10 protein-coding genes and 1 pseudogene are annotated in these 18,659 nt (G+C 64.2%); 3 read left to right on the top strand and 8 right to left on the bottom strand.

Annotated elements, in window-relative coordinates; all coding sequences use genetic code 11:
• Positions 1 to 15: 15 nt before the first annotated feature.
• Positions 16 to 1,662 (bottom strand): 2,3-bisphosphoglycerate-independent phosphoglycerate mutase, encoded by a 1,647-nt coding sequence (gene gpmI / locus B9N93_RS08505; RefSeq protein ID WP_085212701.1) that lies wholly within the window; start codon positions 1,660 to 1,662, stop codon positions 16 to 18.
• 721 nt (positions 1,663 to 2,383) lie between these two features.
• Here gpmI and B9N93_RS08500 point away from each other — a divergent pair.
• The 3 genes from B9N93_RS08500 to B9N93_RS08490 are packed head-to-tail and all read left to right on the top strand — an operon-like array spanning position 2,384 to position 8,032.
• Entirely contained in the window at positions 2,384 to 3,529 is a 1,146-nt protein-coding gene (locus B9N93_RS08500) for an efflux RND transporter periplasmic adaptor subunit (protein ID WP_254899359.1), read from the top strand.
• Between the two features lie 10 nt (positions 3,530 to 3,539).
• Entirely contained in the window at positions 3,540 to 6,644 is a 3,105-nt protein-coding gene (locus B9N93_RS08495; RefSeq protein ID WP_085212699.1) for an efflux RND transporter permease subunit, read from the top strand.
• Positions 6,641 to 8,032 (top strand): TolC family protein, encoded by a 1,392-nt coding sequence (locus B9N93_RS08490; protein ID WP_085212697.1) that lies wholly within the window; start codon positions 6,641 to 6,643, stop codon positions 8,030 to 8,032. The genes B9N93_RS08495 and B9N93_RS08490 overlap by 4 nt, the downstream gene beginning before the upstream one ends.
• A 40-nt stretch (positions 8,033 to 8,072) precedes the next feature.
• Here B9N93_RS08490 and B9N93_RS08485 read toward each other — a convergent pair whose 3' ends face one another.
• The 7 genes and pseudogenes from B9N93_RS08485 to B9N93_RS08460 all read right to left on the bottom strand — a co-directional run bounded on the left by B9N93_RS08485 (position 8,073) and on the right by B9N93_RS08460 (position 18,569).
• Positions 8,073 to 9,590 (bottom strand): toll/interleukin-1 receptor domain-containing protein, encoded by a 1,518-nt coding sequence (locus B9N93_RS08485; RefSeq protein WP_085212695.1) that lies wholly within the window; start codon positions 9,588 to 9,590, stop codon positions 8,073 to 8,075.
• A gap of 282 nt (positions 9,591 to 9,872) precedes the next feature.
• A complete protein-coding gene (locus B9N93_RS26265) occupies positions 9,873 to 11,405 on the bottom strand; it encodes a caspase family protein (protein WP_254899358.1) in 1,533 nt (510 codons plus the stop codon).
• A 795-nt stretch (positions 11,406 to 12,200) separates the two neighbouring features.
• Positions 12,201 to 12,692: pseudogene (locus B9N93_RS26810) on the bottom strand (WD40 repeat domain-containing protein); the annotation flags it as partial.
• A 277-nt stretch (positions 12,693 to 12,969) separates the two neighbouring features.
• Entirely contained in the window at positions 12,970 to 15,372 is a 2,403-nt protein-coding gene (locus tag B9N93_RS08475; protein WP_176225195.1) for a PAS domain S-box protein, read from the bottom strand.
• Between the two features lie 25 nt (positions 15,373 to 15,397).
• Entirely contained in the window at positions 15,398 to 15,754 is a 357-nt protein-coding gene (locus B9N93_RS08470; protein WP_085212689.1) for a PilZ domain-containing protein, read from the bottom strand.
• Positions 15,755 to 15,851: 97 nt separating this feature from the next.
• Positions 15,852 to 16,856 carry a DNA polymerase III subunit delta' gene (locus B9N93_RS08465; RefSeq protein WP_085212687.1) on the bottom strand — a complete coding sequence of 335 codons (1,005 nt, stop codon included), beginning with the start codon at positions 16,854 to 16,856 and terminating at the stop codon, positions 15,852 to 15,854.
• Positions 16,857 to 16,946: 90 nt separating this feature from the next.
• Positions 16,947 to 18,569 carry an MFS transporter gene (locus tag B9N93_RS08460; protein WP_085212685.1) on the bottom strand — a complete coding sequence of 541 codons (1,623 nt, stop codon included), beginning with the start codon at positions 18,567 to 18,569 and terminating at the stop codon, positions 16,947 to 16,949.
• Between the last annotated feature and the right edge of the window lie 90 nt (positions 18,570 to 18,659).

Raw genomic sequence — 18,659 nt, 5'->3', positions numbered from 1 at the left:
GGAGCCGGGCGGGGCTTACTTGAAGCGCAAAATGCCGCGATCCCACATCGTCGGGGCCGCGTAGCCCAACAGGTTGACGATGGTGCTGGCGAGGTTGCTCAGGCCGAAATGGTTCTCGTCGATCTGGGCCGCGCCATGGGTCTGGTTATCGTAGAAGATGAACGGCACCGGGTTCAGCGTGTGCGCGGTCTTGGCCTTGAAACGCCCGTCCTTACCCTGTTTGGGCTGGCCGGTCTTCTTGTCGAGTTCATACATCTCGTCGGCGTTGCCATGGTCGGCGGTGATGATCGCCACGCCCTGCATGGCGTCGATCACCGGCAGTAAGCGGCCCAGGGCGATATCCACCGCTTCCACCGCGCTGATCGTGGCCTGGAAATTCCCGGTATGGCCGACCATGTCGCCGTTGGCGTAGTTGACCCGCAGGAACTTGTGCTTGCCGCTGCGGATTTGGCGGATCAACTCGTCGGTGATTTCGGCGGACTTCATCCACGGACGCTGCTCGAACGGCACGTTGTCGGAGGGAATCTCGATATAGGTTTCGAGTTTGTCGTCGAACTTACCGCTACGGTTGCCGTTCCAGAAATAGGTGACATGGCCGTATTTCTGGGTCTCGGAGATGGCGAGTTGGGTGATGCCCGCCTCGGCCAGTTGCTCGCCCAGGGTGTTACGGATGGCGGGCGGCTCGACCAGATAGCGCTTGGGGATTTTCAAATCGCCGTCGTATTGCAGCATCCCGGCATAGGTCACGTTCGGCACCTCGCCCCGGTCGAAGCCTGAAAATTCCGGGCCTTCCTCGAAGGCGCGGGTGATTTCCAAGGCGCGGTCGCCACGGAAATTGAAGAACACCACGCTGTCGTGATCGACGATCTTGCCGACCGGCTGGCCGTTCTCGGCGATGACGAAGGCCGGCAAATCCTGGTCGATGATGCCGGGATGCTGTTCCCGCAGCCCGCGCACGGCCTCGGCGGCGGACGCGAATTGCTGGGCCTCGCCTAGCACATGGGTGTGCCAACCGCGCTCGACCATCTTCCAATCGGCTTCATAGCGATCCATGGTGATGAACATGCGCCCGCCGCCACTGGCAATGCGGACATCGAAGCTCTCGCCGCGTACTTGCTTCAGGAATTCCTCGAACGGCTCGACATACTCCAGGGCGGAGGTTTCCGGCACGTCGCGGCCATCGATCAAGATATGCACGCGGACCTGGGCGACACCTTCCAGCTTGGCGCGTTGAATCAACGCCTTGAGGTGGTCGATATGGGAATGCACGTTGCCGTCGGAGAACAGCCCCAGGAAATGCAGGGTCGAGCCGTGGTCCTTGACGTTGGCGACCACTTCCTTCCAGGCTTGGCCTTGGTACAGCGCCCCGCTGGCGATGGCCTCGGACACCAGGGAAGCGCCCTGGTTGTAGACCTGGCCCGCGCCGATGGCGTTGTGGCCGACCTCGGAATTGCCCATGTCTTCGTCGCTGGGCATGCCAACGGCGGTGCCGTGGGCTTTCAACAGGGTGTGGGGGTATTGGGCGAACAGCCGGTCCAGGGTAGGGGTATAGGCCTGGGCGATGGCATTGCCCTCGGTCTGGTCGCTAAAACCGAAACCGTCGAGGACGATGGTGACGACCGGGCCTGGGATGCCTGGGAAGGCGGCTAGCTTATTCAGCATGATGTTTACCGTGAGTGATGATGGGCAAGGGATTCCGCGCCGTCCGGGGATGGCGGAACCGGGGCATGATATATCGAAACGCCGCCCGCAAGCAGGACGGGACCGGAGGCCCGGCGGATGAATGCTGCGTTTCGGGACCGGGCCGGAATACCCTGGTTGAAATCCACAGGAAGCATGGCGTTTTTCAACCTACCGGGTCGTCCCCATGTCCCAGCTTCCCACGCAAATACCCGGAACGCTTGGGCCTCCAGGCCGACCATGGCTTGGCATGGAACCTGCTTTTTAACACGCAGGGACGCCCCCTGTCGGCATGGATGCCGAACCTCCCCGTTTCCAAACGGGTGGGGCGCATCGCCCGGCAGCGCTTGGCAAACCCCCATGCACGCACCGGGCGGACCAAGCCGCCGACCCACGGTCCCGACACCTCTTCTGCGGCTTGCGGGGCGGATACCCAAGCGCTACCCGCCGCTGGCCGCGCCACACCCCTCCCATCCACCCGACGGTGCAGCGGCCACAGGGTTATCCAACCGTTGGATAAGCTCCCACACAACGCCGGCCCCATTGTTTCCGGGACGTTTAGCAATAAAAGTTTATTTCCCGCCTAAAATTAAGACAGACCCAAAAGTATCGTCACGATACTATAATTCACGGATGGCACCGGAACCTCCGCGTCCCGCGCCCTATGGCAAGCACCTACCCCGCTTGCGGATACTTTAGGCTTATGAACACCCGAACCAAAACCACCATGCGCCTTGCAGGACTCGCCGGACCCGCGGCGGCGATGCTCATCGCCGGCTGCGGCCACCATGAACCTTCCGCCCTGGCGGCACCGCCCCTGGCCATCTCGCCCGCCGAACACCCCACGCCCCAGCGCGTCGTCAAGCTCCGTGCCGAATCCCTCGGCTATATCAAAGTGCAAGCGATTTCGCCGCAAGCTTCGGCGGGCGTGGTGACCGCGCCGGGCCGGGTGGATTTCCGGGCCAAGGCCATTTCCACGGCGGGCACGGTGGTGGCGGGCCGGATCGGCAAAATCCATGTGCAGATTGGCGACCGGGTCAAGGCGGGCGACCCGCTCGTCACCCTGGCCAGCGCCGAGGCCGCGCAGATGCGCTCCGATTTCGCCCGCGCCAAGGTGGAACTGGCCCGCGCCGAATACCGCTACCAGCGCCAAGAGGAGATGAAGCGCAGCGGCGTCGGCCTGGAAATCGAGCGCATGGAGGCGGAAGCCCAGTTGAACGAGGACCGCGCCGACTACGAACGCGCCCGCGACGCCCTGCGCCTCTTGGGCAACGGCGTGGCGGAGGAGGTCGTGGTGCGCGCCCCGATGGACAGCACGGTGCTGCGGGCCTATGTGGCGGCGGGGGCGACGGTGGCGGCGGGTTCGGCGCTGTTCGACCTGGGCGAACCGTCCTCGCTGTGGATCGTGGCCGACGTGTTCGAGCCGGATTTGTTGCTGGTGGAAAAAGGCGCGGCGGCCAGCATCGGCCTCGCTTCCCTGCCCCAGCCCATCGGCGGCCATGTGGTGGGCGAGAGCGCCGCGATCCAGGCCGACATGCGGCGCGGCCAGGTCTTCATCGAACCCGACGACCCCAAGACCCCGCTGCGGCCCGGCATGTATGCGCGGGTGTCCATCGAGGCGGCGGGGCCGGGCCATATCGTGCTGCCCACCACGGCCATCCTCATCAAGGACGGCAAGCAAACCCTGGTCTATGTGGAAACCGCCGAGGGCGTGTTCGAGCCACGGGAAGTGCAGATCGGCCCGGCCCGCAGCGGCATGACCCCCATCCTCGACGGTCTCAAGGGTGGCGAGCGGGTGGTGGTCTCGGGCGCCTTGCTGATCGACACCGAAGCCGCCATGCTGCTCTAGGCCGGGAACCATGCTGAGCTTATTGATCGAGCATTGCGTACACCGCCGCCTGGCGGTGATCGCGCTCACCGTGGTCGTCGCCCTGTCCGGCCTGCACGCCTACTTGGAAACCCCCATCGAAGCCTACCCGGACGTGACCAACACCCAGGTGACGGTGATTTCGCTGATGCCGGGCTACGCGCCGGAGGAGGTCGAACGCCAAGTCACCGTGCCCTTGGAACGGGTGTTGAACGGCACGCCGGACATGCTGCAAATGCGTAGCCAAAGCCTGTTCGGCCTCTCGCTCATCACCATCACCTTCCAGGACGAGGCCGATAGCTTCTATTCCCGCACCTTGATCACCGAGCGGCTGCACGGGGCGGAACTGCCCGACGGCGTGCAGCCGGTGCTGGCCCCGGATTACACGCCGCTGGGCGAAATCTACAAGTTCATGGTGGTCAGCGACCGCCACGACCTCTACGAACTGCGCTCGGAAATGGAATGGAACGTGTCCCGCGTGCTGCGCCAGGTGCAGGGCGTGGCCGATGTGCTGACCTTCGGCGGTTATTACAAGGAAATCCATGTCGAGGTCGATCCGATGCGGCTGGACGCCTTCGGCCTGACCCTGGACGAGGTGAACCAGGCCATCGCCAGTTCCAACCGCAACGTGGGCGCGGGCTTCCTGCGCCATGGCGACCAGCAGATGGTGGTGCGCGGCGTGGGTTATCTCGGTTCGCCCGACGACGTGAAGCGCATCGTGCTGAAAAGCGAAGGCGGCACCCCCGTCACCGTGGGCGACGTGGCCCGCTTGGTCCAGGCCTATACCCCGCGCCAGGGCACGGTGGGCCTCGACGGCCAGAAGGAAGCGGTGGAAGGCATCGTGCTGTTGCGGCGCGGCCAGAATCCTTCCCGCGTGCTGGAAGCGGTGCATGAGAAGGTGGCGGAACTCAACGCCCGCATCCTGCCGGCCGGCATGCAAGTGGTGCCGTTCCTGGACCGCACCGAACTGGTCCACAACACCCTGGACACGGTCTACCACAACCTGCTGCACGGCTTCCTGCTGGTGGTGGGCGTGGTCTGGCTGTTCCTGCGCAGCGTGCGCGGTTCCCTCATCGTCGCCGTGGTCATCCCCTTGTCGCTGCTGGTGGCGTTCGCCGGGCTGTACCGGCTGGGGCTCCCGGCCAATTTGATTTCGATGGGGGCCATCGACTTCGGCATCATCCTCGACGGCGCGGTGGTGCTGGTCGAGAGCGTCATCCACCAAGCTTCGCACCGCCATCCCAAAACCCGGCGCGACATGGTGCATGTGATCGTGGACGCGGCCCTGTCGGTCGCCAAACCCACCTTCTACGCCATGCTCATCATCATCGCCGCCCTGATCCCGGTGTTCACCCTGGAACGGGTGGAGGGCCGCATCTTCCGGCCCCTGGCCCTGACCTATAGCTTCGCCCTGGTCGGCGGCTTGGTGTTCGCCCTGACCCTGGTGCCCGCCTTGTGCGCCGCCCTGATCCAACCCAGGCACGCCATGATCGAGGAGCCGCGCTTCCTGGTGTTCCTGCGCGGGAAATACCGCCGCCTACTGGAATTCGCCCTCGACCACCGGGCCTCGACCTTGCTGGCCGGGGTCGCCTTGCTGGTGGCGGGGGGCGTCTCGATCTCGCGCCTGGGCAGCGAATTCCTGCCGGAGCTGGACGAGGGCGACGTGCATGTGTTCGTGGAAATGCCGTCCAGCATCGCCCTGGGCAAGGGCCAGGACATCCTCCAGGACATGCGGCAACGCCTGCTGCGCTTCCCCGAGGTCAAGGGCATCCTCAGCCAGCAGGGCCGCTCGGAGGACGGCACCGACAACGAGGGCGTCAACATGAGCGAGACCTTCGTCCACCTCAAACCGCACGGCGAATGGCGGCCCCGTTTGAGCAAGGAACAACTGGTCGAGGACATGCGCGCGGCGCTCTCGGCCATCCCCGGCGTGCGCTTCAATTTCTCCCAGCCGATCAAGGACAACGTGGAGGAAGCCGTCAGCGGCGTGCGCGGCAAGGTGGTGCTGAAAATCTACGGCGGCGACCTGGAAAAAATGCGCTCCACCCTGGAAGACGCCAAAGAGCGGCTCAAAGCCGTGCCCGGCATCATCGACCTGGACCTCTACCGCGAATCCCTGGTGCCGCAACTGCAACTCAAGCTGGACCGCGCGGCCCTGGCCCGGCAAGGCATCACGGTGGACGCCGCCCAGGACACCATCGAAACCGCCATGGCCGGCAAGGTGGTCACGCAACTCTGGCAGGGCGAGCGGCCCGTCCCGGTGCGGGTGATCCTGCCCACCGCCGAGCGCGACGAGATGGAGCATTACGGCGATTTGATGATCCCGACGCCCTCGGGCGCCCGCGTGCCTTTGCGCGAAGTCGCGCACCAGCAGATCGAGCAAGGCCGCACCTCCATCGAGCGCGAGGCCAACCGCCGGTTCCTCGCCCTCAAGTTCAACGTGGAAGGCCGCGACCTGGGTTCCGTGGTCCACGACGCCCGGGCGGCGGTCGAGGGCAAGGTCCAGATGCCCGAAGGCCATTTCCTGGTCTGGGGCGGCGAATTCGAGAACCAGCAACGCGCCATGGGACGGCTGGGCGTGATCGTGCCGGTGGCGGTGTTGATCGTGCTGGCCCTGTTGTACAGCGCCCTGCAATCGGCCCGCAGCGCCCTCGCCATCCTGCTCTCGACCCCGTTCGCCCTGACCGGCGGCGCGTTCGTGCTGCTGTTCACCGGGATCGCGCTCTCGGTCAGCGCCACCATCGGCTTCATCGCCCTGTTGGGCCAGGTGTCGCTGATGGGACTCTTGGTATTGAGCGCCACCGAGGAGCGCCGCCACGCCGGGATGGCACTCCGGGCGGCCATCGTCGGCGGGGCCACCGACCGGCTGCGGCCCGTGCTGATGGCCTCGACCCTGGCCCTGCTGGGCCTCCTGCCCATGGCCGTCTCCACCGGCATCGGCAGCGAGACCCAACAGCCCTTCGCCGTGGTCATCGTCGGCGGCATGTTCACCACCTTCTTCGTGGCCATGTTCGTGCTGCCCGTCCTCTATTCCTATATCACCCCCCAACATCTCCTCTCCCCCGAAGAAGAAGACGAACTGCCGGACCCCACATGACTCCACCACGCCATCGTTCCCACACCCCGCGTGGCAACGCCATCCCGGACGCTCCGCGTTCCCCCCAACCCCGACGATCCTGGCACTGGCTGCCCTTGCTGCTGGCCCTGGCCCTTCCGACCCAAGCCGCCGCGCCGCCGCCCGACGCCCTGCCCCAGGCCATCGACCTGGGCCAGTTGCTCCGCATCGCCCGCGAACACAGCCCGCGCTACGCCGCCGCCCGCACCCGCGTCGATGCCGCCCAGGCCGAGGTGGTCGGGGCCGGCGTCCTGCCCAACCCACGGGTGACTTACGGCACTTTCCAACTCAGCAGCCGCAACAACACCATGTACGACGGCAAATCCCAGGAAAACCTCCTGGTCGAAGTCCCGGTCCTGATCGCCGGACAGCGCGGGGCGCGGGTGGAAGCGGCGGAAAAGAAGGTGGAAGCCACCGCGGCCGGGGTCGAGGCGGAATTCGCCGGTTTGCTGCGCGAAGCCTGGGGCTTGTTCCTCAAGCTGCAAGCGGGCCGGGAACGGGTGGATATCCTGGACGAGGCGGCGCGGGACATGGACCATCTGCGCGCCCTGGTCGCGGGCCGGGAAATGGCGGGCAGCGCCAGTCCCTACGACCTCCTGAAGATCGGCGTCGAGACCAAGAACGTGGAAACCCGGCTGGAAAACGCCCGTACCGAACAGACGGCCACCGCCGGCGAAATCGGCATCCTGTTGGGGCTACCCGGCTGGCGGCCCGAAGCCCTGGGCGAACCCGGCCCCCTGGGCGTGCCGGACGACCCGCGCCAACTCTGGACCTCGGCGGAGGAAAAAAACCCCGAACTCGAAACCATGCGCCGCGAGGAAATCGCCGCCGAGGCCGACATCGAACGCGCCCGCCGCGAACGCTGGCCCACGCCCACCCTGCAAGCCGGGACCGCCTACACCGACAAGCCCTACGGCATGACGCCCTATGTCGGCATCGCGGTGGAACTGCCGATCTTCGACCGGGGCCAGGGCGGCCTGGCCCGCGCCGAGGCCGAGAAACGGAGGGTCCAGGCCGAGCGCGATTTCGTGGCTTCCCGTACCCGCGTGGAGTTGGAACGGGCCACGGAATTGCTCAAACGCCGCCGGGCGGCGCGGGACAGGTTCGAGCGGGAAGTCCTGGCCCACCTGCCGGACCTCAAGCAAATGGCGGAAAACTCCTACCGGCTGGGCCAGGGCACGCTGCTGGAACTGTTGGACGCTTCCCGCTCGCGCACTGATATCCGGCTGTCGCACTTGGAATTGATCCAGGCCGAGACCGAGGCGGAATTGGACGCGCTCAAGGCTTCGGGCCTGCTGGTGGGAGTGTTGGAAGGCGTGGCGGCGGGGAAGGCCGGGGCGGTTCGGCCTTTGGAACTGCGGTCGAAATAGCGGGCGACGGCGGTACCGGGCGAACATGCGGACCGGGACGCTATCCGCCTTCATCCAAAAGCCGACGGCGGAAAGCTTGGCTCCGTTCGGCGAGTTTCGGGCGGGGTTCGGCGTAGGTTTCGAGGTCGACGGCGATGGCGGCTTTTATATCGCGGGCATCGGCGGGACAAGCGGCTTGCCGGAAAGCCGCCTCGCTCGCCGCTTGGTCGCCTTGCAAAAAGCGGCTGGCGGCCAGGGCCAGCCCGGCGTAACAGCGTTTGCCCGCGGCGCTGGTCAGATGGAGTATCCGCGTCTTATCCGACAGGCCGAATTTCCAACCGGCGCGGTCGGTCGCGGATGTGGCGGGATTTGGCAACCATTCGATGGCTTTCGCTTGATCCCGCGCCGCGTCGCCAATATCGCCGACCGCCCAACGGGCTTTGGCGGCTTCCAGCCGCGCCAGCGGCGAATCCTCGATTTGTTCCAGCAGCAGGCTGGCCGCGCCGTAGTCGGCGGGTTGCCGCTTCATCAAGGCCACGCCATAGCCAAGCATGTAATGCGGCGTCTCCGGGGCGAGTTCATGGGCTTTGTGGAATTCGATGGCGGCCTCCCCAAATTGCCCCACTTCGTTCAATAACACCGCGTAGCGGTAATGCGCTTCGGGCAGGCGGGGATCACTAGCCAAAGCGGCTTGGTAATACTGCCAAGCACAATCCCGGTCTTCCTGGATTTTTTCCCGATAGCAGCGGTCGCCCATCAGCACCAGCAAATCGGCATCCTGGGGCGCCCGGCCATGCATCGTTTTCAACTCCGGCGCGACCACCTCCAAATCGGTGCCGGTGGCGAGCCTACGCCCCAGGTCGGCCTTGGCCTTGCCGAAGCGGGCCTCGGCGTGGCCGGAAACAAGCTCAAGGACGGCTTGGTACTCCGCCGCCGCGTCGGCGTAAAGCCCTATGTCGAGGCGTTGGCGGGCTTTTTCGAGATGGCCAGCGATTTCCGGCGATGAGAACAATTGAATGAGGATGGACAAAGACCCGCCTCCCAAGGTCAGGGCCAGGGTCAGCCGGAGACGCGGCCAATTCCAAGGCGCATTGGGTTTGCTACCCGATCCCGCCGGTTCGGTGCCGAGGGCAGATTCCGCGCCTAACGCCCATCCTATCCGTTCCGCAACCTCGACCCAGGCCGAATCCCGATCCGCCCCCACCATTTTGGCGATGGGTTTGCGCGGGTCCAAAGCCGCTTGGCGTGATTCCAGCGGCGTCTCTTTCCAAATGGAATCGCGGACCGGTACCCAGAGCAGGGTCACCTGTCCTTGCCTAGCCAATTCCAGCAAGGGCTTGAACTCATGCCTCTCGATGAATTCGGAGTTCCAAAAATCGGGCGTAACCAGCAATACCGCGACCTTGGCCCGGTCCAGCGCGGATTTGATTTCGGCGAACCATTCCTGGCCCGGTTCGATATCCAAATCGGTCCAAAGACCCATCTGTTCGGCGCGTACCAGAGGTTTAAGGTGCTTTTTGAGTTGGGCGAGGTAGTCGCCGTCCTCATGGCTGTAGCTGATGAAAACTTGGTCACGCATGGTTCCAACCTTGGTTTTTGTGGACTGGCGATATCAAGGCGCGTTTGGAATGGACGATACCAGGCGTCGAGCCGTCGATATGATGTGCGGAGCTTCCGATTCCACCCATCGAATCGAAAATCCGCCGCATGGAATCGGGCGTTCCACGCACCTGGCTGTCGATTCGAGGCATAATTCCAGCTTTCGGCGCATCGAATCATCGATAGCAAACGTGGAATCGATGGTTTTAAACGCGGTTCCGGCGAGTTTTCCCTTTCTGCTCAAAGACTTGCGTACCCATGTTTACGGGCGGGGCAACACCGGGAACGACGCGCCATTGAGTTCGCGCAAGGGCACTTGCCGCTCGCTCCATTTGCGGAGGGTGATTTCCTGCACCCGGTCCTGGACATAATCCGCCAATTCCCCGACTTCGATGGTGCCATTGCCATCGCGGTCGGCGACTCCGCCCAAGCCTTCGAGCAAGGCGTAGGTGAAGACCCCGTGGCCACCCTCGCCTTCCAGCGCCATCTTGTCCTCGGCGGCGGCGGCGAGGATGGCCCGTCCGCTGAGGGTGGCCAGCCGTTCGATGGCCCCTTTCTGGCCGGGTCCGCGCCCGTCGAAGAAAGCGGCCGAGGCGCAGGAATCCAGCATCACCAGGGTCTTGCTGGCTTTGATGGCGGATAAGAAACTGCGCAACAGGGCTTCGCCCAGGCTTTGGCGACGCAGGGTGTCGCGGTCGGGGAAGCTAGCGTCGGCGGGCACGAAATGGTAGTCGTCGCCGTTGAAGGCGAAACCGTGCCCGGCGAGATAGAGGACGAACACATCGTCCGGCGTGACGGCATCCTTGAACCGGGCCATGGCGGCGACGATGCCATCGCGGGTAGCTTGGCGATCGAGCAGCACTTCGACCTTGCCAGGGGCGTAGAGCTTGGCCCCTTGGGCCTGGAATTGCCGGGCCATGGCCTGTGCGTCCTTGGCACCGAACCTGACGCCCCTGGCGAGGGTGGCGTCGTTGTAATAGTCGCGGATACCCACCGCCAGCAGGTGTAGCCGGGGCTGCCCGGATCTGGGCTGGACTTGGAGCGGTACCGAAATAGGGTCGGAGGCCACATCCAGCGGGTTGCGGGCAGTGATGACGATAGTGTGCTGTCCCGAGGGCGGGGAAATCCGCGCAGTCACGATGTCGCCGGAACCGCCCGGAATGCCGGGGTCGCGGGCCTGGATTACCTCATTGTCGTCGAGTTGCAAACTGACCGGACCTATGCCGCCACCCTGATCGATCACCCGCACTTTGAGCCAATAATCGCCGGGGGTTTCGGCAGCGTCCAAGGAGACCAATTCCACCTTGGGCGGCAAGCCCCGCGTCAACACCTGCCGCACGTCGCCCAAGCGACCCACGGCTTCGGCGATCAAGCGGTCGCCTTCGGGGCTGAGGCGGCGGGCGATGAGGTTGGGTTGGTAATAGCGTTCCTTCAGCTGGTTGGCCTTGACGAATTTCCCTTCGTGGTCCACGCCCTGGTTGAGGTGGTAGCCGATCAGGCTTTCCGCGCCGGGCAGGGCGTAGTAGAAACCTTCCGGGGTCCATGCAACCCAACGCTTATCGGGATGGACATACAAAGCCAAGACTTCCTTGCCATGCCGGGTTTCATACCAACGAAGGGTACCATCGCCCAAAGCAACCACGGCGTAGCGACCATCGCCGCTAGGATTAACGGCAAAAACGGCACCGGGCACGACGGTTTCCCAACGCTGCCGATCAGGAACATCGTAGTAGGACAGCCGGGAATCCTTACCCAGCAGAAGACCAGTGGGTACGGTTTCCTTCGTGAGGCTCATAGGCATATTATCAGCTTCAATCCGCGGCTTAAGGCTAGGATTATCAAATTTGCCACCGATAGCAACCCCTTGGTTTTGCTGGAGTTCCCTCGTTGTATTTGGTGCGTTCAAACGGGCTTGGGGTGGTGCCTCTCCAAGCTGTAGGGCGAGTCTAGTAAGGTCGAAATAAGCCGTATCCCGATGGTTATTTCCATTGGCGTCCAGAGTATCGAAACCAAACTCGATTATGGTTCCGTCTCCGGACACCCGCAAGCGGGCAGGATTGCCCCTGTAATCGAGAATAGATCCATGCGATTCCCAGACCCTATGGCCTTGACTATCCAAAACGCCTACAGTGGGACCATCGGCCCCGAACGCCAGGTGGCCTTCGGGCAGTGGCTTCAAATCCATGATCTGATAAGACAACGGTTGGTAACGCAAAAATAGGTTTTTAGCCGCTGCGTCCAAACCCACGATGATGGGATGGAGGGTTGTTTTATCAATATAGGCACCCCCCGCATATAAAGATTTTCCATCAAGCGACCAAGTTATATTGGTCAGCTTGGCTTTACCTATATTTTCCAACGGGTCCGATAAATATAGCTCACTTAAGTCCTTGGCGGATAATAATTCGATCTTAGTGGAATCATCAAAGCCTACAGCGATGGTTTCCCCGTTGGGTGAAAAACTTGCCACATAAGGAAAATACCCTCCCAACGCCTTTCGCTTCAGTGGCGGCTCCACACTAGATGGTCGTGGATATCCATCGCTGTCCGATCTGGGCAAACGCCCAACTTCCAAGCCGAGTTCATATAAGCGTAGATATCCGTCACGACTCGCGCTGAGCAGCCGCCGCCCTGTCGGGTCGAAATCGACCGAAAAACTACTATCACAATAGTCATCATCACTAAGAGCTAAATTCCAGTATTCACGGTAATAAACCCGAATACCTTTCGCCATCGCCACCGCCAAATAATGGCCATCTGGTGAAAACTCCAGATCAAGGATAGGCCCTGGTAGCCCAACCAATCTCTTCAGCAGCCGGGCATTGGTAGGATCAAAAAGATATATTTCATAGCCAGCTTCCGCAGTCTTGGTCCAGCCCGCCACCGCCACCATCGAATCATCGGGGGAGATGGCCACGGCAAAAACCTTGCCCTCGTCGCCATCACCCATAGGCGGACGCAGGGTTTGCAATAGCTTACCGCTAGCAGCGTCCCAAACCCGTGCTGTTTTATCGTCTGAACCAGTCACGAGGTAGCGCCCGGCGGCATCGACGGCGACACGGCGTATGGTTCCGGTATGCATACGTGTTTCGATACGCAATATTGGCTCCCGCTTTGGGTCAGGTGGCAATACTACACACCCAGCCAAGCACAACACACACCCCATCAAAACAACACGTTTCCACATCGTTTTATTCCCCCAGGCTCGACCGACCCCCATTGCACGGAAATGATGCAGTATCTATGCAATAAAAGGAAGCCGTGACCCAGCCAGCGCGGCTTAGGAAGAAGACGAGCGGGCAAGAAGCCCGAAAGGCTCACATCAAGCGGCCAAGGCGTCAAGAATACGGTCAGCTTTCTCAACCCCTGGGTGGCCGGGCCTGGGCCACCCCGCCCAACCACCTGAGCAGCGCCCGGTAAAGCTGCTCCGGCTCCACCGGCTTGCTCAGGAAATCGTCCATCCCAGCCTCAAGGCAGGCCCGGCGGTCCTCGCTGAAGGCGTTGGCGGTCATGGCGACGATGGGCGTCGTGGCGGCTCCGGGCAATTGGCGGATGGCGCGGGTGGCGTCCAGGCCGCTCAGGCGCGGCATCTGCATATCCATCAGGATCAGCGGATAGGCATAGCGGCCCGCCATCTCCACCGCCTGGACGCCGTCCTCGGCGCAATCCACCAAGAGGCCCAGGTCTTTCAGCATCAGAATGGCGATTTCCCGGTTGATCGGCTCGTCTTCGACCACCAGCACTCGGGTGCCCGCGTAGTCCCGCCGTAGCACGGCCTCGGCGGCCCCCAAGGCCAGCGCCTCCACCGCCGCAGCCACCGCCCCTTTCCGCAGCCGCGCCGTGAACCAGAAGGAACTGCCCTGCCCCAAGACGCTTTCGGCCCCCGCATCGCCCCCCATCGCCAGCGCGATTTTCCGGGTGATCGCCAAGCCCAAGCCGGTGCCGCCATATTTCCGGGTCATCGAACTATCGGCCTGCTCAAACGCGGCGAACAACCGGGACATCGCCTCGGGCGCGATGCCGATGCCGGTATCCTTCACCTCGAACCGCCATAGCCCGCTGGCCCCGTCCTCCTCCACCAGCCGCGCCGAAACCCGGACCCGGCCTTCCGGGGTGAATTTGAGGGCGTTGCTGGCGTAGTTCAGCAGGGCTTGTTGCAAGCGCGTCGGGTCGCCCACGAACTGCCGGGGCGCGGATTGCACCTCGCTGATCAACTCCAGCCGCCGTTCGTCGGCCCGCTCCTTCAGCATCGAGACGACATTGGCGACCACGGCCTCGATCCGCAGCGGCTTTTCCTCCAGGGCGAGCTTGCCCGCGTCGATCTTGGACAGGTCGAGGACGTCGTTGATGACCGACAGCAGATGCCGCCCCGCCTCCATGATTTTCTCCAGGCGCTGGAGTTGGCGGGGATCGTCGGTTTGTCTATGCATCATATGGGCGAGGCCGAGCATGGTGCCGATGGGCGTGCGGATTTCATGCGACATGTTCGCCAGGAACGCGCTCTTGGAACGGTTGGCGGCCTCGGCCTGTTCCAAGGCGACACCCAGTTCGGCGGTTTTCTGGGAAACCCGTTCTTCGAGGCGCTGGCGGTATTCCTCGAGTTCGAATTCGGTCCGCTTGCGGGCGGAGATATCGCGCACCACGGCGTAGAGGACGTCGCGGTCCTCCAAGGCGAGGGAGGACAGGGTGACCTCGGCGTAGAAATCGCCGCCGTCGGCCCGCCGATGGACCCACTCGAAGCGGTTCAGGCCGTTGATTTCGGCCACCCGCATCATGCGCTCGGCCTTGGCCTGGGAATCCTCGCCGTCCGGCTGGGTGGGCGGGGAAATCTGCGCGGGGTGGACATCGAGGAAGGCCGATCTCTCGCCATAGCCGAACAGGTCGAGGGCGGCCTGGTTGCATTCCACGAAGCGGTGGCCCTCCATGAGCCAGGTTGGGTCCGGGGAGGACTCGAACACCGTGCGGAAACGCTGGTCGCTCCGCCGCAACGCCCGCTCCACCCGCCTGCGCTCGGTGATATCGCGGGAGGAATTGAACAACACCCGCCGCCCACCGAATTCGAGTACGCACCCGCTAATCTCGACATCGAACACGCCGCCGTCCTGGTGCCGGTGCCGGGTCGTGAACAGATACCGCCCCGGCTGCCCGAATTGCCACCCGAGCAGGGCCGCGAGGTCTTCGCCCACGGCACCCGCCTCCCATCGAGAGACATGCATCCCCAAGACCTCTTCCCGGCGGTAGCCGATCATCTGGCAGAAGGAATCGCTGGACTCGACGATATGGCCCTGTTCGTCGAGGATGTGGATGCCGTCGCTGGCGTTGCGTAGCAAGGCTTGGCTCTTGCCGTGTTCATGGCGCAAGGCCCGCTCGGTATCAAGGCGGGCGGCGAGCGCCGCCGAAGTACGGAAGGAATGGGCCTGGAGTTGCTTGACGATGAAGCCGATCATGCAGGCGGAGGGCAGGAAGGTCGCCACCGCCATATCGCCTAGGGGCTTGTGCTGCAACAGCATGAAGGGCGGCGTCAGGACCACATAGCCGGTGGCCACGCTGAGCAGGACGCTCAGGATGCCCGGCCCGGTCCCGCCCAGGTAGAAACTGAGGGCCAGGGCGGGATAGAACGTGGTGAAGGTCATCCGCGATTCCATGGGCAAAACCCAACAGCGCACCAGGGCCGCGACGAGGAAGACCAGCGCGGCCAGCGCGTAACGCGCCGGTACCGGCCAGCGCGCATGAACAGTGTTCATGGCCTTGAGGGAGATCATAGGCGTAGACCCGCCCGGTGCCCGTTCACATGGTATGGGTGGGCCGCTGGGATTCGAGGATGCCGGCCAGGTGGTTCTCGATGCGGTTGCGGGTGGCGCCGCCGTCCTCGTCGCTGAACTGAACGCCGATACCATGGGAACGGTAGCCCTCCGCGCCCTTGGGCGTGATCCACACGATCTTGCCGGCGATGGGGATGCGGTCGGCCTCGTCCATCAGGTTCAGCAGCATGAACACCTCGTCGCCCAGGTTATAGGCGCGGTTGGTGGGGATGAAAAGGCCGCCGTTCTTCACGAACGGCATGTAGGCCGAATACAGGACGCTTTTGTCGCGGATGGTCAGGGACAGGATGCCCTGCCGGGCACGGCTTTCGGTATCGCTCATCGGGAGGCTCGCTTTTTTCAATTCGGACTATGGGGACACCAGGACACCAACGCCCCAGGCCCGCGTACAAACCAAAGCTTGTACCCCAAGGTCGGCTTCAACCCAAGCGTGGTGGATTCGCGGAACGGCCCAGGCGCGACCCATGGATCAGCAATTCTTCCAACAGCAATTGCCGGTTGGCCTGGCCGCCCAAGGCGCGTTTGGAACGCAGGACAAGGTTCCAATACTCAAACAAGTCCCGCAAGTTTAGCCGCCCAGCCAAGGTCCGCATACCCTTGGCGAGATCGGGGTTATAGCGGGGCGGGTCGGCGGGGACGCTCAGCAGACGGATCAAATCCATGGTCCAGGTCGAAATCCATTCGACGAATTCCTCGTGGGCCTGTTTTTCCCAGAGTTCCGCCACCGCCACCGGCTCTTCCTGGCCCAGCAGCACCCCGCCCCATTGGCGGAACACCGTGCGCCGCCGCTCCGCCACTTCCGTACCGGCCAGGGCCAAGGCCCGCAAGGGCGAACCCTGCGCCGCCGCCAACAGGGTAGCCGCGCCGCAGCCGGGATGGCGGGTTTCCAGCCAGCGGCAGGCGGTGGCCGCATCCGGCAGCGCCACCGGCAAGCGTTGGCAGCGGCTGAGGATGGTGGCGGGCAGGCCGGCCTGGGCTTCGCTCAGCAGTAGCATGACGGTCCGCTCGGCGGGTTCTTCCAAGGTCTTGAGCAAGGCGTTGGCGGCGCTGATGTTCATGGCCTGGGCCGGGGCGATGACCACCACCCGGTAGCCTTCGAACTGGGATTTGAGGGCGAGGTCGGCGGTCAAATGGCGGATGGCATCGACGCCGATGCCCTTGCCCGGCTCGGCGGGTTGGACCTTGAGGAAATCGGGATGGGTGCCGGCCAGGAACAACCGGCAGGCGGGACACTGGCCGCAGCCGAATTCGCCGGGGGCGGTACACAGCAGGCGCTGGGCGAACCATCCGGCCAGATGGGTCTTGCCGATTCCCGCCGCGCCCAGGATCAACAAGGCTTGCGGCACCCGCCCGGCGGCCAGGTGCGCTCCCAGGATATGCCAAGCCCCGGCCAGCCAGGGGTACAGTTCGATTTCGGTGGGCATCGCCCCTCCACGGGTAAAAGGCGCATTCTGGCCTGTTCGCGGCCAAAAATGAACCTTGTGGCGGGAGGACGCGCCACAGTTGCCCCGGCCCTAGCCACAGGCCACGCTGCCGCCGCTGGCCACGGCGAGATAATGGGAAACCACCGGCGACCCGGCGGGTTCGAGCAAGCAGCGGCGGATTTTTTCCTGCAACACCCGCTCGGCCTGGGTGACGCGCTCGTGCTGGCGCAGATGTTCCAGCCAGGACTCGGTGAGGAAGGTCTCCAGATAAGCATCACCGGCAGCGGCATCCTGGAACAATTGCCAGTAGAACGCCCCGCTACGCCGCCGGGCGGCACCCTGCCTCGCCATCAGGCCCAGGAATTCGGCCAGATGCCCAGGGTCCACCCGGTAGGCCACGGTGACCAGGACCGGACCCCGGTCCGGCTCCGGGGTTTGGTCCACGGCGGGCGCGGGCCAATGCATCGAGCGCGTCAAATCGACGCCTTCCCGCGACAGCAAGCGCACCCGCCAAGTAGCCAGCACCCCCAAGGCCAACCCGACCGCCGCCATCCTCAGCGCCTCGGGCACCGACAGCGCGGTCGCGATCCGGCCCCAGGCCAGGGAGCCGCCCGCCATGCCACCCATGAACACCATCATCACCCAGGCCAAGCCCCGCGCCCGCACCCAGGCGGGCAAGGCGGTCTGGGCGACGCTTTGCAGGCAGGTGATCGCGATCAACCAAGCCACCCCCGACACCAGGGCGGCGACCGCCAGCCAGGACAGGTCCGGTGCCCAGGCCAGCAGCGCCAACATGGCCGCGTAAAGGGTGGCGGCGGACTTTTGCAGCACATCGATCCCCATCCAGCCGCGTAGCCGGGGCAGGGCGAACACCCCCAGCACCGCGCCCAGGCCCATGGCGGTCAAGGTCAGGCCATAATCGCCCGCCCCCCCGTGCAAACCCTGCCGCACCCATAACGGCAACAAGGCCCAGGACGCGCTGCCGAAGAAAAAGAAAGCCCCGGCCCGGATCAAGACCGAACGCATCGTGCGGGAATGGCGCACATAGCGCAGGCCGTTCCGTATGGCCCCGGCCAAGCGCTCGGCGGGCAACTCGCTGGGATTGGACGGGCGTTTCCAGCGGGATAGCACGGCGATGATGCCGAGGAAAGACAGGGCGTTGAGCAAGAACACCACACCCGGCGAACTAAGCGCCACCAGATAGCCGGCCACGGCGGGACCGACCGCCCTGGAAGCGTTCATCGCCAAGCCATTGAGGGCGACGGCGGCATGCAAATCCTGGCGCGGCACCAGTTCCGGGACGATGGCGGCCCAGGCCGGAAAGGTGAAGGCGGAACCCAACCCCAGGGCCAAGGTGAACCCCAGCAGGGATTCCGCCGTGGTCAGCCCGGCCAGGGTCAAGCCGCCCAGGACGGCGGCGGTCAACAGCATCCAGCCCTGGGCCAACAGCAATAGCCGACGCCGGTCCACGATATCGGCCAGGGCGCCGGACGGCAACGCCAGCAGCATGATGGGCAGGGAAGTCGCCGCCTGCACCAAGGCCACCATCCAGGGCGAAGTGGACAAACTGGTCATCAACCAGCCAGCCCCGACATCCTGCATCCAGGTACCGATATTGGAAGCCAAGGCCGCGATCCAGAGCGCCCGGAACACGGGTTGCCGCAAAGGCGCCCATGGGCTGCTGGTTTGGGTTTGGGGAAGGTGTTGGGGCATGGGGGCGCTCCTGGCCTAGTCGGGGAAGTCGCCGCCCCCGTCGCGATGGCGATACCGGGCCAGGGCGGCCTTGGGGGATTGTGACCGATT

Source organism: Methylomagnum ishizawai (assembly GCF_900155475.1).
Taxonomy (GTDB): domain Bacteria; phylum Pseudomonadota; class Gammaproteobacteria; order Methylococcales; family Methylococcaceae; genus Methylomagnum; species Methylomagnum ishizawai_A.
This window is presented reverse-complemented; position numbering and strand designations above follow the sequence as displayed.